Raw genomic sequence first — 14,673 nt, 5'->3', positions numbered from 1 at the left:
CGCAGCGTGGACATGCCCCGGGGGCACCGTACGGATCAGTGACGAAGGCTCAGGACGACGTTGTCGATCAGCCGGGTGCCGCCCACCCGGGCCGCCACGGCGAGCACGGCCGAGCCCTCGTAGGAGTCGTCGACCTCCTTGAACGTGGCCGGATCGACCAGTGCCAGGTAGTCGAGGTCGAGGTCGGGTCCGGCCTCGTCGAGCACCGCGCGGGCGGTGGACCGGATCGCGCCGGCGGTGAGCTCGGCCGCGCCCGCCCGCAGGGCGCGGGACAGGGCCAGCGCGACCGTGCGGTCGCGCGCCGACAGGTAACGGTTGCGGCTGGACAGGGCCAGGCCGTCGGGCTCGCGCACGGTGGGCGCGCCGACGATCTCGACGGCCAGGTCGAGGTCGGCCACCATGCGGCGGATGACGGCGAGCTGCTGGGCGTCCTTCTGGCCGAAGATCGCCACATCGGGGCGGACCAGGTTGAACAGCTTGAGCACCACCGTCAGCACGCCGTCGAAGTGGCCCGGCCTGGAGGCGCCCTCGACGATCGTGCCCATCTCACCCGCGCAGACGCTCACCTGCCGGTCGGGGCGGTACATGTCCTCGGGCGAGGGCGCGAACACGACGTGCACGCTCTCCTCCCGGCACACGTCGAGATCGGCGTCGAACGTACGGGGATAGCGTGAAAAATCCTCGTTAGGACCGAATTGCAGCGGGTTGACGAAGATGCTGACCACGACCTGGTCGGCGCGTACCCGGGCGGCCCTGATCAGCGACCGGTGGCCCTCGTGCAGCGCGCCCATGGTCGGGACCAGCGCCACGCTGCCCGTGCCACGGGCCTTCGCCAGGTCGTCCCGGTTGCCGGCCACGATCAGATCCATTGCTGCCCTCCACACCCGACGGTCAGGTCCATATATTGCCCCCAAGCGCGTCGAGCAGCCGCTCCGCCTCCTCCGGTTTGAGCAGCCCCGCGGCCAGCGCCCGGTCGGCGGTGAGCCGGGCCAGCGCGATGTAGGCGTCGGCGGCCTCGGGGGCGGCCAGGATCAGCGCGTCGACGTGTTTGCGCACGGTGCCGGCGTCGCCGCGGACGACCGGGCCGGTCAGCCCGGCGATGCCCAGCCGCAGCACGTTGTCGAGGGCCGCGCCGAGCAGCGGGCCCAGCATCCGGCCCGGGTGCTCGACGCCGATGCGCCCGAGCAGCTCCTCGGACTCGGCGATGAGGGTGACCATGTGGTTGGCGGCGTTGGCCAGGGCCGCGTGGTAGAGCGCGCGGTCGCTCTCGGCGATCCAGACCGGCTCGCCGCCCATCTCGATCACCAGCGCCTCGGCGACGGGCCGCAGCAGGTCGGGCGCGGTGACGCCGAAGGAGATGCCGGTGATCTTGTTGAGGTCGTCGTCGCGGCCGGTGAAGGTCATGACCGGGTGGAGCGCGAGCGGCAGCGCGCCCACCCCGGCGGCGGGTTCGAGCACCGACAGGCCGTACGCGCCGCTGGTGTGGACGAGCAGCTTGCCCTGGAGGTCGGCGCCCGTACGGGCCAGGCCGGCCACGAGGTCGGGCAGCGCGTCGTCGGGGACGGTCAGCAGGATGAGCTGGGCGGCGGCCACCACCTCGTCGGGCCGCGTCAGCTCGACCCCGAGCCGGTCGGCGGCCCACCTCCGCGACCTGTCGGAGACCCCGCTCGCGGCGACGATCCGGTGGCCCGCCTGCGCCAGCGCGGCGCCGAGCGCGGAGCCGACCTTGCCCGCCCCGAGCACGCCGACGGTCAGCCGTGCCGGGCGATCACCTGCGTCCATGACGTCTCACCCCTGTCGACCGTGATGGCACTGCCGACCAGCGTAACCGGCGGGCGGCGGCGCACATGTCGCGGGCCGACGAACGCGGCCAGGCATGTCCGCCGCTTTACCGCCTGTTGAGTTAACGACAAATGCGACAGGGGCATACGAATCGTGCACCCCCTGTCGAAAGAGATGAGGAGAGGGGTCCACGCACGACGACGGGCGCCGAGTCCTGACAACCCGACGCCCGCCTGGATGCGACCTCTTGGAGGTGCGCTGACCGGTCATCCGCCGACTGACCGGCCGGGATCAGAGCCCGGACCGCGCGCGAGCGGTCCGGGCTCTCCCTGCCTCAGCGGCTGTAGACCGCGGTGTTGGGGCTCCCCTGGCAGCCGTTGATCGGCACGGCCTGGATGCCGATGTTGTTGCCGCAGACGGGCACGACGGCGGTGATGGGGAGGTGGATCGGGCTGCCGCTCAGGATGCCGTTGTTGCCGTGGGTGACGTCGTCGGCGTACGCGGGGGCCGCCAGCGCCAGCAGGGCAATGGCACCTGCCATGACCAGAGTCTTCTTCACGGGGGGCTCCTCTCAGTATGCGGCCGTGGAGGCCGCAATGCTTTGGTGGAGCGAACCGGCTCGCCGCTTACCGCGGATGGGCGAAACGCAGTCGCTCGGTGACAGTACGTAAACGTTAGCGCAATGTAGCGACCAAGTGTAGTCAATCAATGACTTAGCGTGTTGATGGCCGGAGTCATGAGATAGTCAGCCTCATGTGGCTCACCTGGCGCGCCGCGACCGAGCGCGCGCTCTACGGCGAGGAGGGTTTCTACCTCCGCGAACGCCCCTCGGGCCACTTCCGCACCTCGGTCGGGGCCTCGGCCGTGTTCGCCGAGGCGGTCCTGGCCCTGCTGGCGGAGGTCGACTGCGACCTCGGCTCCCCCGAGTGGCTCGACCTGGTCGACATCGGCTCCGGCGAGGGCGTGCTGGTCCGCCGCGTCCTCGACCTGGCCGAGCCCGCTCTGCGCGACCGGCTCCGGGTCACGTGCGTCGACCTGTCACCCAGGCCGCCGGGCCTGCCCGACGAGATCGAGTGGCGCCGCTGCCTGCCGTCCAGCATCACCGGGCTGGCCGTCGCCAACGAGTGGCTCGACAACATCCCGCTCGACGTGGCCGAGCAGACCTCCGGCGGCCCGCGTCTGGTCATGGTCAACACCCGCACCGGGGAGGAGCGCCTCGGCGGCCCGCTGCGGCCCGCCGACCGCGAATGGCTCGACCGCTGGTGGCCGCTGCCGCACGTGGGCACCCGAGCCGAGATCGGCCGTCCCCGTGACGACGCCTGGGCCTCCGTTCTGGTACGCCTCGCCCGCGGCCGGGCGATAGCCGTGGATTATGCACACCCTGTGGATAACCGACCGCTCTGTGGCACGCTGACCGGTTACCGCGACGGCGCCGTCGTCACGCCCATCCCCGACGGGACCTGCGACATCACCGCCCACGTCGCGCTCGACGCGTGCGCCGAGGCCGGGCGGCGGGCCGGCGCGATATCCACAACCTTGTCCACACAGCGCGACATGTTGCGGGCGCTGGGCCTCACCGGCGCCCGGCCGCCGGTCGACCTCGCCCGCACCGATCCGCGCGGCTACGTGCGCGCCTTGGCGCGGGCGTCGGAGGAGGGCGAGCTGATCGATCCGGCGGGGCTCGGCGGGTTCGGCTGGCTCAGCCAGAGCCGGTGACGTCGAGGTCGAGCGAGCGCAGGCCGCGGATGACGAAGCCCGGCTTGTAGACCGGCTCCGCGCGCAGCTCGATCGTCCCGACCCGGTCCAGCAGCGCGGTGAACGACTCCGTCAGCTCGATCCTGGCCAGCGGCGCGCCCAGGCAGAAGTGGATGCCGGCGCCGAAGGAGATGTGCGGGTTGTCCGGACGGCCCAGGTCGAGCCGGTCCGGGTCCTCGAACACCTCGGGGTCCCTGTTGGCCGAGCCGAACAGGCAGGCGACCTCCGAGCCGCGCGGGATCCGCACGCCGTGCACCTCGATGTCCTCCAGCACCCAGCGCTCGAAGAGCTGGAGCGGGGTGTCGTAGCGCAGCAGCTCCTCGATGGCGGTCGGCAGCAGCGAACGGTCGGCGCGCAGCCGGGCCAGCTCGCCCGGGTTCTTCAGCAGGGCCCGCCAGCCGTTGCCGGTGACGTTGACCGTGGCCTCGTGGCCCGCGTTGAGCAGCAGCACGCAGGTGCCGGCCAGCTCGTCGAGGGTCAGCTCGGGGATCGCTGCCAGGGCGCTGACCAGGTCCTCGCCGGGGTTCGCGAGCCGGTCGCGGGCCAGGTCCTTGAGGTAGGACTCGAACTCCTCGGCCGCGCGCACCGCCTGGTGCTGGGTCTCCAGACTGGGGTTGAGCTCGTACATGCCGCACATGTCGGCCGACCACGGGCGCAGCAGGTGACGGTCCTGCTCGGGGACGCCGAGCATCTCGGCGATGACGGTGACCGGCAGCGGCTCGGCGACCTCGGCGATCAGGTCGCCACCGCCCTTCTCGACGTAGGCGTCGATCAGGCTCTCGGCGATGGCCCGGACGCGCGGGCGCAGCGACTCGACCATGCGCGGCGTGAACGCCTTGGACACCAGCCGGCGCAGCCTCGTGTGGTCCGGCGGCTCGACCTCCAGCATGCCGTTCCTGCTGACCCGCCAGAAGGCTTCCTGGAACTCCGGCGCGGGCTGCCGGCCGAACTCCTCGTGCGTGGCGACGTGGGTGTAGTCGCGGCCCAGCCGCCGGTCCCTGAGCAGCGCGTTCACGTCCGCGTGCCGGGAGATCAGCCACTGGTTGGACGGCTCGAAGTAGCGGACGGGCGCCTCGCGCCTCAGCTCGTCGTACGCCGGATAAGGGTCGACGACGAAATCCGGATTCCAGGGATCAAAGCGCACGATTTCATCTTATGAGACGGGTTGACCTGCTGAGCTTGCGAATCATGCCCGGGTGTCGGTTATAGTGCCGTCGTAGGTCATGAGTGCCAGCGACAAGCCCCGGCTAGCTGGCCGGCAACCCTCGCGTCCGCGGCGGGGTGCCCCGGGTGAAGACCTGGTCCGTCACGAGGTGTGGCGGGCAAGCGCGGGCTCCGTGGCTGCTCCCAGGGGTCCGACCGACCCGTGAGGAGCTGTGCCGTGTCCACGCTGACGATCTTCAACTCCGTTCCCGCCCAGGCCGCCGCCGAGGCCCCTGCCCCTGCCGCCGCCTCCGGTCGGTCGATCCCCGCCGTGCTCGGCGCCGACCTCGAAGTGCCGGTCAAGGGCGGCCGGCTGGTGAGCTACGCCAACCTCGACTACGCGGCCAGCGCCCCCTGTCTTGAGCCGGTCAGCGCCGCCGTCGCCGCCGCGCTCCCGGCCTACTCCAGCGTCCACCGCGGCGCGGGCTACGCCTCCCAGCTCACCACCGCCCGCTACGAGCAGGCCCGCCACACGGTCCGGGCCTTCGTCGGCGCCCGCCCGGACGACGCCGTCATCTTCACCCGCAACACCACCGACGCCACCAACCTGCTGGCCGGCTGCCTGCCCGAGGGCACGACCGTCGTCGTCTTCGACTCCGAGCACCACGCCTCGCTGCTGCCCTGGGAGCGGTCCGTGCGCCTGGCGCCGCCCGCCTTCCCCGGCGAGGCCGTCCGCGCCGCCGACGAGGCGCTGGCCGGGATCGAGGGGCCCAAGCTGCTCGTGGTCACCGCCGCCTCCAACGTCACCGGCGAGCTGTGGCCCATCGCCGCCCTCGCCCACATCGCCCACCGGCACGACGCCCGGATCCTGGTGGACGCCGCCCAGCTCGTCCCGCACCGCAGGCTCAACCTGACCGCGCTCGACCTGGACTACGTGGCCTTCTCCGGCCACAAGCTGTACGCGCCCTTCGGCGCCGGCGTGCTGGTCGGACGCCGTGACTGGCTGGCGGCGGGCGAGCCGTACCTGAAGGGCGGCGGCGCGGTGCGCTCGGTCGGCGAGACCACCGAGTGGCACGACGACCCCGAGCCCCGCCACGAGGCCGGCACCCCCAACGTGCTCGGCGCCATCGCCCTGGCCGCCGCCTGCGACGCGCTCACCGCCACGGGGTGGACGGAGCTGGTGCGCGCGGAGGAGCGCCTGATCGCCCGGCTGCGTACCGGTCTGGCGTCGATCGACGGGGTGCGCGAGCTGTCGCTGTGGGGCGAGGACCACCCGCGGGTGGGGATCGTGTCGTTCGTCGTGGACGGCTACTCGGCCCGCGAGGTGGCCGAGGCGCTGTCCGGCGAGTACGGCATCGGCGTGCGGGACGGCAAGTTCTGCGCGCACCCGTTCGTCCGCCACCTGCTCGGCGCCTCGGACGGCGGCTGCGAGGACGGCACCGCCTCGGCGGTACGCGCCTCCATCGGCATCGGCAGCACGCAGGAGCACGTCGACCGCCTGGTCGAGGCCCTGCGCGACCTGGTCAGCCGCTGACGCTCAGCGGTTGGGCGGCTTCTGCTGATGCGGCTCGTCGGACACCAGGGCGTCGATGTCCCGCATGTCCTCGTCGTTGAGGTGCCCGGGGCGCGGCGCGTTGGGCTGCCGCGGCACGTTGGGCTGCTCGACCTCGCCCTCGGGCCGGGCCGGCGTCGTCGGGCCGCCCTCGGGCCCGACCTGCGTGGCCGGCCCCTCGGTGACGACCGTCGTCGGCTCGGCGCGCCGGGCCGGGCGGTGCGCGGCGAGGTCGTCCTCGGCGATCTGGCGTTCCCTGCGACGGCGGTACGTCGAGTGGAAGATGCCGTCGAGCCCGATGCGGCCGCCACCCAGCGCGGCGAGCATCAAGGACAGCGCACCCAGCGCGCCCGGCAGTTCCCAGCCCCCGCCCTGCGACAACACCCCGTGGCCCGCGTGCACGAAGACGATCGCGCCGATCATGTCGATGAGCAGCAGCAACGCCACCGGCCGGACCAGCAGGCCGAGGATCAGCAGGGCACCGCCGACCAGCTCGACGATGGCAGCGAATCCGGCCGACAACTCGGGCATGGGCACGCCCATCTCCCGGAACTGCCCCGCCGCGGCACCGAGCCCGCCCTGCCACTTCTGCCAGCCGTGCGCCACGAAGATCACCCCGAGTACCACCCGGGAGATCAGGGCCGCCACATCAAACAGGACTCTCTTCACAGTGCTTTCTCCCCCCGTTCCCGGTATTGATCCCCATGTCTGGCTTCGGGATGCGTTGCCATACGATTCCTTGACCATCCCCCACGCTGGATCACCCCGTGGGACGGTGGCAGCATGGGCCCTATGACGGAACGCGTGGTCGGGATCGGCGCCGGCGCGAAGGAGCTGGCGACCGAGGACATGATCCTCAACATCGGCCCCCAGCATCCCTCCACGCACGGCGTGCTCAGGCTCCGGCTCACCCTCGACGGCGAGCGCATCGAGGCGGCCGAGCCGATCATCGGCTACATGCACAGGGGCGCGGAGAAGCTGTTCGAGGTCCGCGACTACCGCCAGATCATCATGCTCGCCAACCGGCACGACTGGCTGTCGGGGTTCGCCAACGAACTGGGCGTCGTGCTGGCCGCCGAACGGCTGCTCGGCATGGAGACGCCGGTCAGGGCCGTATGGGCGCGTACGCTGCTGGCCGAGCTCAACCGGGTGCTCAACCACCTGATGTTCCTCGGCTCCTACCCCCTCGAACTGGGCGCGATCACCCCCGTCTTCTACGCCTTCAACGAGCGCGAACGCATCCAGGCCGTCATGGAGGAGATCTCCGGCGGGCGCATGCACTACATGTTCAACCGGGTCGGCGGCCTCAAGGAGGACCTGCCGCTCGGCTGGCTCGACCGGGTCGCCGCGGCCGTCGCCGAGACCCGCCGCCGGGTGCCCGACATCGAGGGCCTCATCCTGAACAACGAGATCTTCCTCGCCCGCACCAAGGGCGTCGGCGTGCTGACCCGCGAGCAGATCCTCCAGTACGGCGTCAGCGGCCCCATCGCCCGCGCCTCCGGCGTGGACTTCGACCTGCGGCGCGACGACCCGTACCTGGCCTACGGGGAGCTGCCGGTCACGGTCGTCACCCGGCGCGACGGCGACTGCCACGCCCGGTTCGAGGTGCTGTTCGAGCAGCTCAAGGTCTCCCTCGACCTGGCCGACGCGTGCGTCGCCCGGCTGCGCGAGCTGCCGCCCGGGCCCGTCAACCAGCGCCTGCCGAAGGTGCTCAAGGTGCCCGAGGGCCACACGTACGCGTGGACCGAGAACCCGCTCGGCATCAACGGCTACTACCTGGTCTCCAAGGGCGACAAGACGCCGTGGCGGCTCAAGCTGCGCTCGGCGTCGTTCGGCAACGTCCAGGCGCTGCGCGAGCTGCTGCCCGGGAACCTGGTGGCCGACATGATCGCCATTCTGGGCTCGATGTTCTTCGTCGTGGGTGACATCGACAAGTGAGCACTCCCGAACGCGACAAGTACGTCGACTGGCTGCGCGCCCTCAGCCTCATCGTCGTGGTGGTCTGGCACTGGGCGTTCACGATCCTGGAGTGGAAGCCCAGCGGGCCCGAGCCCACCAGCCCGCTCGGCTTCACCTCCGGGTTGTGGATCCTGACCTGGCTGCTCCAGGTGCTGCCGCTGTTCTTCTACGTCGGCGGCCACGTGCACCTGCTGTCCTGGAACCGGGCCCAGGCGCGCGGCGTCGGCATCGGGGCGTTCGTCTGGCGGCGCATCCGCGCGCTGTCCCTGCCCGCGCTGTTCCTGTGCGGCGTGTGGATCTCCGTCGGGGCGATCGTCACCTGGGCGTTCCACGTGGAGTGGATGTGGCGGGTGGTGCTGCTCGTGCTCAGCCCGCTGTGGTTCCTCGGCGTCTACCTGGTGCTGATCGCGCTGCTGCCGGTGGCCCTGTGGCTGCACAGGCGCTACGACGTGCTGGCCCTCATCTGGCTCGGCGGCTCGGCCCTGGTCGTCGACGTCGTGCGCTTCCGCTACGGCTTCGAGTGGGCCGGCTGGCTCAACATGATCATCGTCTGGGGGCTGGCCCACCAGGCGGGCTTCTTCTACGACCGGATCGTCGTCCTGCCCCGCCGGTACGACGTCGGCATCCTGTGGACCGGCCTGTTCGCGCTGATCGGCCTGGTCTACTCGGGCATCTACCCGGGCTCGATGGTGGGCGTGCCGGGCGACAAGTGGTCGAACATGGCGCCGCCCACGTTCGTCATCGTCGCCCTGCTGATCTTCCAGATCGGCCTGGTGGAAGTGCTGCGCCCGGCCATGGAACGCGTGCTCGAACGCCCCCGCTGGGCCCGTGCCAACTCCTTCATCAACCGCTACGCCCTGCCGCTGTTCCTGTTCCACACGACCGGCATGGCGATCGCCTTAGGGCTGTCGTGGTGGTTGTTCGGCAACCTCGGCACGAAGATCCCGCCCGACCTGAAGTGGTGGCTGGAGCGGCCGATCGCCATCGTCGGGCCGCTGATCTGCACGCTGCCGGTCATCTACCTCTTCGGCCGCCGCCGCTAGTCGGGTTTGCGCTCGTCGGAGTCCTTCGGGATCCGGCAGCAGTGTTCCAGGTACAGGGCCGCGCAGACGAGCACCACGCACGCCACGAACGACCCGGCCGCCACGAAGAACTCCGAGCGCGGCGTCTCCCGGTCGAAGATCTGCAGCGTGTACGCGGCGAACCCGGCGAACATCCCCGCAAACACCGCCCCCGCGTACGCCGACGCCTTGGCCAGCGCCGCCAGCCGGGCCACCGCCAGCGGCTCGACCGGCTTGGTGTCGGGTTTCCTGGCGATCCTGGCCTTGGTCACCCATCCGCTGTAACCCTCGCCGAGGGCGAGCAGCAGCACGGTCGGGATGGCCGTCCAGGGCATGATGGGCAGGTCGGAGTAGAAGTGCCGGACCGCCGCCCAGACGACCAGGGCGACGACGAGCAGGAGAGCGGCCAGCCGGCCGGGATGCGTCGGCTTCAATCGGGCCTCTGCAGCTTCAGGTCGTCACGCAGGCGCACGCCGTGGCGGTCGAGCTCGGCCAGCAGGTCGGCCACCCGGCCCCGGCCCGGCACGGTGGCCTCCGGGTCGATCACCGACCAGGGCACCAGCACGAACGCCCGCTCGTGGGCCCGGGGATGCGGCAACGTCAGCTCGGGGTCGTCGGACACGGTCTCGCCCACGACGATCAGGTCGACGTCGAGCGTACGCGGCCCCCACCGCTCCGCACGCACCCGGCCGAACGCGTTCTCCACGCCCAGCGCCCGCTCCAGCAACGTGCGCGGCGGCAGCGCGGTCTCGGCGACGACGACCGCGTTGAGGTACGGCTCCTGGCCGCCCGGCCCCCCGACCGGGTCGGTCTCGTAGACCGGGGACACCTTGACGAACTCCAGGCCAGGGGCGTCGAACAACGTGTCGATGGCTCCCTGCAACGTCTGGAACCGCTCCCCCAGGTTGCTGCCGAGAGCGAGGACGGCCTTCATGCGCGGCTCCGCTCGATCGTCACGATCACATCGTCGAACGGCAGCGGGATCGGCGCCGCCGGTTTGTGCACACTCACCTCGACCTTGTGCACCAGCTCGCTCGCCAGGCAGACGTCGGCCAGCCGCTGGGCCAGCGTCTCGATCAGCTCGACCGGCTCGCCCTCGACCACCTCGACCAGCGCCTGGGCCAGCTCGCCGTAGTGGACGGTCTTGGTGAGGTCGTCGCCGGCCGCCGCCGGGGCGGTGTCGAGGAACAACGTCGCGTCGATCACGAACTCCTGGCCGAGCTCCCGCTCGGCGGGCAGCACGCCGTGCCTGCCCCTGGCCCGCAGGCCCTTGAGAGCGATGCGGTCAGACCTCAAGCTCGCCCTCCTCGTCCTCGTCGTCGTCTCCCTGGAGCACCGGGGAGCCGTGGTGCATCCACAACCGCCAGCCCTGCGCGGTGCGGATGTAGACGTTGCTCGCCACCACCTTTCCCGCGGCGAAGCTGGACTCACCCTCCTCGCCCGCCGTCAGGATGTTCTCCACGCAGGTGAGCACGGCCACGTCGCCCAGCACGGTGGTGTTGACGTCGGTCAGCACGAACTGGATGTAGGTGGTGTTGGCCATGATCAGCGCCCACGACCGCAGCACCTCCGACCGGCCGGTCAGCAACGTCCAGCCCGGATGGACGCAGCTCACCTGGTCGTCGGCGGTGTCCTCGGCCCAGATCTCGGTCATCTTGTCGAGATCGGCGCTCTCGATCGCGGTGTAGAACTCCTCGTTGACCGTCTCGATCGCGGCAGTGTCGACGCTCATGTGCCTGCTCCGGCTCTCTTCCATGCGGCCGCCACGCGCACGGCATCGGCATTGGGACCTACCTCGTGCACGCGCACGCACCAGGCCCCCGCCTGAGCCGCCAGCGCGGTGACCGCCAGCGTTGCGTCGTCGCTCCTGCTGAACGGGCGGGGCGCGCCGTCGGGGCCGGCCAGCAGCCGCCCGAGGAACCGCTTGCGCGAGGCCCCGATCAGCAGCGGGAATCCCAGCTCGGCGAGCTGCGGAATGCCGGCCAGCAACGCCCAGTTGTGCTCGGCGTTCTTGGCGAAGCCGAGGCCGGGGTCGAGCACGATCTGCTCGGGGGACACCCCCTCGGCCAGCACGAGATCGACCCGCTTGCTGAGCTCCTCGCGCACCTCTGTCACGACGTCGGCGTAGACGGCGCGGCTGTCCATGTCATGGCTGTGGCCGCGCCAGTGCATCACCACGTAGGGCGCTCCCGTCGCGGCGACCACGCGCGGCATCTCGGGGTCGGCCAGGCCGCCGCTGACGTCGTTGACGAGCCTGGCGCCCGCCTCGACCGCGGCCCTGGCGACCTCGGCGCGCATCGTGTCGACGCTGACGGCCACGCCCTCGGCGTCGAGCGCCCGGATCACCGGGACGACCCTGGCCAGCTCCTCCTCCAGCGACACCCGCGCGGCGCCGGGACGGGTGGACTCACCGCCCACGTCGACGATGTCGGCGCCCTCCCGCACCAGGTCGAGCCCGTGCCGGACGGCGGCCTCCTCGTCGAACCACAGGCCGCCGTCGGAGAAGGAGTCGGGGGTCACGTTGACCACGCCCATGACGAGGCACCGCTCCGTGCCGCCCGGCACGTTGATGGGCACGCTAGTCATGGGGCAAGCCTAGGCGTTCCCCCACACCTGCCGACATCTCGGGTCCCCAGTTGTGGATAACGATCGTCACCTGCCGAGAATCAGCGCCATGGCCTCGGAGCGGGTCTTGTCGCTGGTACGGAAGTCGCCGCGGACCGCCGACGTGACCGTCTTGGCCCCCGGCTTGCGCACGCCGCGCATGGTCATGCACAGGTGTTCGGCCTCGACCACCACGATGACCCCGCGCGGCTCCAGCACCCGCATGAGGGCGTCGGCGATCTGCGAGGTCATGCGTTCCTGCACCTGCGGACGGCGGGCGAAGACGTCGACCAGCCGGGCCAGCTTGGACAGCCCGGTCACCTGGCCGCGCTCGTTGGGGATGTAGCCCACGTGGGCCACGCCGTGGAACGGGACCAGATGGTGCTCGCAGGTCGAGTAGACCTCGATGTCCCTGACCAGCACCATCTCGTCGTGGTCGACGTCGAAGACCTTGTTGAGCACGTCTTCGGGGGTCTGGCCGAGCCCGGAGAACTGCTCGGCCATCGCGCGGGCGACCCTGGCGGGCGTTTCGAGCAGGCCGTCGCGGTCGGGATCCTCGCCGATGCCGTAGAGGATCTCGCGTACGGCCTTCTCGATCCGCCCCAGGTCAACCTCGTGCTGGGTCACGCACTGTCCCCGGACTGGAAGGCGTCCTGGTGGCCGGAGGTGAGCGAGCCGTTGGCCGACTGCTCCTTCGGGGTCAGGATCGGCGGGCGGTCGGAGGGCAGCCGCTTGCCGTAACCCGCGTACGAGGGCCGGTGCTCCTTGACGACCACCGGGGCGAAGATCTGCAGGACCTGCTCGCGGGAGAGGGTCTCCTTCTCCATGAGCTCCAGCACCAGGTTGTCGAGCACGTCGCGGTATTCGACCAGGATGTCCCAGGCCTGGTCGTGCGCCGTCTCGATCATCCGGCGGACCTCCTCGTCGATGGAGGAGGCGATCTTCTCGGAGTAGTCGCGCTCGTGGCCCATCTCGCGGCCGAGGAAGACCTCGGCCTGGCCGGTGCCGAACTTACGGGCGCCGAGCTGCTCGCTCATGCCGTACTCGGTCACCATGCGGCGGGCGACCGCCGTGGCCTTCTCGATGTCGTTGGAGGCGCCGGTGGTGGGCTCGTGGAAGACGAGCTCCTCCGCCGCGCGGCCGCCGAGCAGCATCGCGAGCTGGTCCATCATCTCGGACCTGGTGGCCAGGAACTTGTCCTCCATCGGCAGCGTCATCGTGTAACCGAGCGCGCGGCCGCGGGACAGGATAGTGATCTTGTGGACCGGGTCGGAGTTGGGCAGCGCGTGCGCCACCAGCGCGTGACCGCCCTCGTGGTAGGCGATCATCTTCTTCTCCTTGTCGGACATGACCCGCGACTTGCGCTCGGGCCCTGCCATGACACGGTCGATCGACTCCTCGAGGACCTCCATCGTGATCAGCTTCTGGTCGGCCCGCGCGGTGAGCAGGGCCGCCTCGTTGATCACGTTGGCCAGGTCGGCGCCGGTGAACCCGGGGGTGCGGCGCGCGATGACGTCGAGGTCGACGTCGGGCGCGAACGGCTTGCCACGACCGTGGACCTTGAGGATGCCCTTGCGGCCCTCCAGGTCGGGACGGTCGACCGTGACCTGCCGGTCGAAACGGCCCGGACGCAGCAGCGCCGGGTCGAGGATGTCGGGCCGGTTGGTCGCGGCGATGAGGATGACGCCGCCCTTGACGTCGAAGCCGTCCATCTCGACGAGCAGCTGGTTGAGGGTCTGCTCGCGCTCGTCGTGACCGCCGCCCAGGCCGGCGCCGCGGTGGCGGCCGACGGCGTCGATCTCGTCGATGAAGATGATCGCGGGGGCGTTGGCCTTGGCCTGCTCGAACAGGTCGCGCACGCGGGAGGCGCCGACGCCGACGAACATCTCGACGAAGTCGGAGCCGGAGATCGAGTAGAAGGGCACGCCCGCCTCGCCCGCGACCGCGCGGGCCAGCAGGGTCTTGCCGGTGCCGGGCGGGCCGTAGAGCAGCACGCCCTTGGGGATCTTCGCGCCGATCGCCTGGAACTTGGCCGGGGCCTGCAGGAACTCCTTGATCTCCTGGAGCTCCTCGATGGCCTCGTCGGCGCCGGCGACGTCGGCGAACGTGGTCTTGGGGGTGTCTTTGGTGATGAGCTTGGCCTTCGACTTGCCGAAGTTCATCACCCGGGAGCCGCCGCCCTGCATCTGGTTCATGATGAACAGGAAGATCAGCACGATGATGACGATCGGCAGGAAGCTCACCAGGATGCTGAGCAGGAAGTTCTCCTGGGGCACCTCGGTGGTGAAGCTCTTCGTCTTGTTGGCGTCGACCTGGGCCTGCAGCTCGTCGGTCAGCTTCGCGCCGTAGCCGCTGACCCAGTTGGACTGGATCAGCTTCGCCGGGGCGTCACCCGGCCGGACGACGATCGGCTTGATGAGGGTGAGCTCGACCCGATTGTCCTTGTCGACGACCTTGGCGCTGGTGAAATTGCCGGCGCGAATCTGCTGGAGGACCGTGGACGTGTCGGCCTGCTTGAAATTGCCCCCGCCGCTCCAGAGCTGGGTGACGAGCAGGAGCAGCACGACGATGCCCAGGATCCACAGCAGTGGCCCACGTGTAAATCGCTTGAGATCCATCCGATGCGGAACCCCTTGCGGGCCCGTCCCTTCCTGACCATGGCCTGGAACCCCGGGCTGGCCCGGGGCCGCGGCATCCGACACCGCGACTTCTGACTACCCGAAGGGGACTTGCGGTCACCCTTCCGGAGTCTGAAGGTACACCGGCACGGCGCACGGAGGGACCCGCCCGCTACACCGGTCTTGCCCTATCAACGTA

General features: G+C 70.6%; 16 protein-coding genes and 1 riboswitch. Of the genes, 4 read left to right on the top strand and 12 right to left on the bottom strand.

Features of this window, described 5'->3' with window-relative positions; all coding sequences use genetic code 11:
- Nucleotides 1–35 precede the first annotated feature (35 nt).
- From panC to ACIBK9_RS05695, 3 genes are all read right to left on the bottom strand, one after another.
- The gene (panC, locus tag ACIBK9_RS05705; RefSeq protein ID WP_397155434.1) at nucleotides 36–869 is read right to left on the bottom strand and encodes a pantoate--beta-alanine ligase; all 834 of its coding nucleotides are present in this window, start codon (nucleotides 867–869) and stop codon (nucleotides 36–38) included.
- Nucleotides 870–891: 22 nt separating this feature from the next.
- Nucleotides 892–1,782 carry a DUF2520 domain-containing protein gene (locus ACIBK9_RS05700; RefSeq protein ID WP_352318630.1) on the bottom strand — a complete coding sequence of 297 codons (891 nt, stop codon included), beginning with the start codon at nucleotides 1,780–1,782 and terminating at the stop codon, nucleotides 892–894.
- Between the two features lie 334 nt (nucleotides 1,783–2,116).
- Entirely contained in the window at nucleotides 2,117–2,341 is a 225-nt protein-coding gene (locus ACIBK9_RS05695; protein WP_352358570.1) for a chaplin family protein, read from the bottom strand.
- Between the two features lie 194 nt (nucleotides 2,342–2,535).
- Here ACIBK9_RS05695 and ACIBK9_RS05690 point away from each other — a divergent pair, with 194 nt between their 5' ends.
- Nucleotides 2,536–3,498 (top strand): SAM-dependent methyltransferase, encoded by a 963-nt coding sequence (locus tag ACIBK9_RS05690; RefSeq protein WP_387671518.1) that lies wholly within the window; start codon nucleotides 2,536–2,538, stop codon nucleotides 3,496–3,498.
- On the opposite strand, the gene ACIBK9_RS05685 is transcribed toward ACIBK9_RS05690, so the two are convergent.
- On the bottom strand, nucleotides 3,482–4,681 hold the full coding sequence (locus tag ACIBK9_RS05685) for a cytochrome P450 (protein ID WP_358291568.1): 1,200 nt from the start codon (nucleotides 4,679–4,681) through the stop codon (nucleotides 3,482–3,484). The genes ACIBK9_RS05690 and ACIBK9_RS05685 overlap by 17 nt on opposite strands.
- A gap of 75 nt (nucleotides 4,682–4,756) precedes the next feature.
- A riboswitch (SAM riboswitch) is annotated at nucleotides 4,757–4,872 on the top strand.
- A 46-nt stretch (nucleotides 4,873–4,918) separates the two neighbouring features.
- Between ACIBK9_RS05685 and ACIBK9_RS05680 the strand changes: the two genes are divergently transcribed.
- On the top strand, nucleotides 4,919–6,214 hold the full coding sequence (locus tag ACIBK9_RS05680) for an aminotransferase class V-fold PLP-dependent enzyme (RefSeq protein ID WP_397155430.1): 1,296 nt from the start codon (nucleotides 4,919–4,921) through the stop codon (nucleotides 6,212–6,214).
- 3 nt (nucleotides 6,215–6,217) lie between these two features.
- Here ACIBK9_RS05680 and ACIBK9_RS05675 read toward each other — a convergent pair whose 3' ends face one another.
- Complete coding sequence (locus ACIBK9_RS05675) at nucleotides 6,218–6,901, bottom strand: DoxX family protein (protein ID WP_397155428.1); 684 nt, start codon at nucleotides 6,899–6,901, stop codon at nucleotides 6,218–6,220.
- Between the two features lie 123 nt (nucleotides 6,902–7,024).
- Between ACIBK9_RS05675 and ACIBK9_RS05670 the strand changes: the two genes are divergently transcribed.
- Together ACIBK9_RS05670 and ACIBK9_RS05665 are read left to right on the top strand one after the other, a co-directional pair.
- Entirely contained in the window at nucleotides 7,025–8,170 is a 1,146-nt protein-coding gene (locus tag ACIBK9_RS05670) for an NADH-quinone oxidoreductase subunit D (RefSeq protein WP_358291564.1), read from the top strand.
- Entirely contained in the window at nucleotides 8,167–9,234 is a 1,068-nt protein-coding gene (locus tag ACIBK9_RS05665) for an acyltransferase (RefSeq protein WP_364332656.1), read from the top strand. The genes ACIBK9_RS05670 and ACIBK9_RS05665 overlap by 4 nt, the downstream gene beginning before the upstream one ends.
- Here the strand turns inward: ACIBK9_RS05665 and ACIBK9_RS05660 are convergent.
- The 7 genes from ACIBK9_RS05660 to ftsH all read right to left on the bottom strand — a co-directional run bounded on the left by ACIBK9_RS05660 (nucleotide 9,231) and on the right by ftsH (nucleotide 14,474).
- Nucleotides 9,231–9,686, bottom strand: coding sequence for a DUF3180 domain-containing protein (locus tag ACIBK9_RS05660; RefSeq protein WP_352358558.1), 456 nt, complete (start codon nucleotides 9,684–9,686; stop codon nucleotides 9,231–9,233). The genes ACIBK9_RS05665 and ACIBK9_RS05660 overlap by 4 nt on opposite strands.
- Nucleotides 9,683–10,186, bottom strand: a complete 504-nt coding sequence (folK, locus tag ACIBK9_RS05655; RefSeq protein ID WP_352358556.1) for a 2-amino-4-hydroxy-6-hydroxymethyldihydropteridine diphosphokinase — start codon at nucleotides 10,184–10,186, stop codon at nucleotides 9,683–9,685. Before folK ends, ACIBK9_RS05660 begins: the two co-directional genes overlap by 4 nt.
- The gene (folB, locus tag ACIBK9_RS05650; protein WP_352358554.1) at nucleotides 10,183–10,548 is read right to left on the bottom strand and encodes a dihydroneopterin aldolase; all 366 of its coding nucleotides are present in this window, start codon (nucleotides 10,546–10,548) and stop codon (nucleotides 10,183–10,185) included. Before folB ends, folK begins: the two co-directional genes overlap by 4 nt.
- Entirely contained in the window at nucleotides 10,538–10,984 is a 447-nt protein-coding gene (locus ACIBK9_RS05645; RefSeq protein ID WP_358291555.1) for a nuclear transport factor 2 family protein, read from the bottom strand. Before ACIBK9_RS05645 ends, folB begins: the two co-directional genes overlap by 11 nt.
- Nucleotides 10,981–11,787 (bottom strand): dihydropteroate synthase, encoded by an 807-nt coding sequence (folP, locus tag ACIBK9_RS05640; RefSeq protein WP_357975464.1) that lies wholly within the window; start codon nucleotides 11,785–11,787, stop codon nucleotides 10,981–10,983. Before folP ends, ACIBK9_RS05645 begins: the two co-directional genes overlap by 4 nt.
- 117 nt (nucleotides 11,788–11,904) lie before the next feature.
- Nucleotides 11,905–12,483 carry a GTP cyclohydrolase I FolE gene (folE, locus tag ACIBK9_RS05635; RefSeq protein WP_352318609.1) on the bottom strand — a complete coding sequence of 193 codons (579 nt, stop codon included), beginning with the start codon at nucleotides 12,481–12,483 and terminating at the stop codon, nucleotides 11,905–11,907.
- The gene (gene ftsH, locus ACIBK9_RS05630) at nucleotides 12,480–14,474 is read right to left on the bottom strand and encodes an ATP-dependent zinc metalloprotease FtsH (protein WP_352358549.1); all 1,995 of its coding nucleotides are present in this window, start codon (nucleotides 14,472–14,474) and stop codon (nucleotides 12,480–12,482) included. Before ftsH ends, folE begins: the two co-directional genes overlap by 4 nt.
- Nucleotides 14,475–14,673: the final 199 nt, after the last annotated feature.

The sequence above is a fragment of the Nonomuraea sp. NPDC050227 genome (genome assembly GCF_044459705.1).
Lineage (GTDB): Bacteria > Actinomycetota > Actinomycetes > Streptosporangiales > Streptosporangiaceae > Nonomuraea.
The sequence above is the reverse complement of the archived record's forward strand: the minus strand, read 5'-3'. Positions and strand labels throughout refer to the sequence as shown.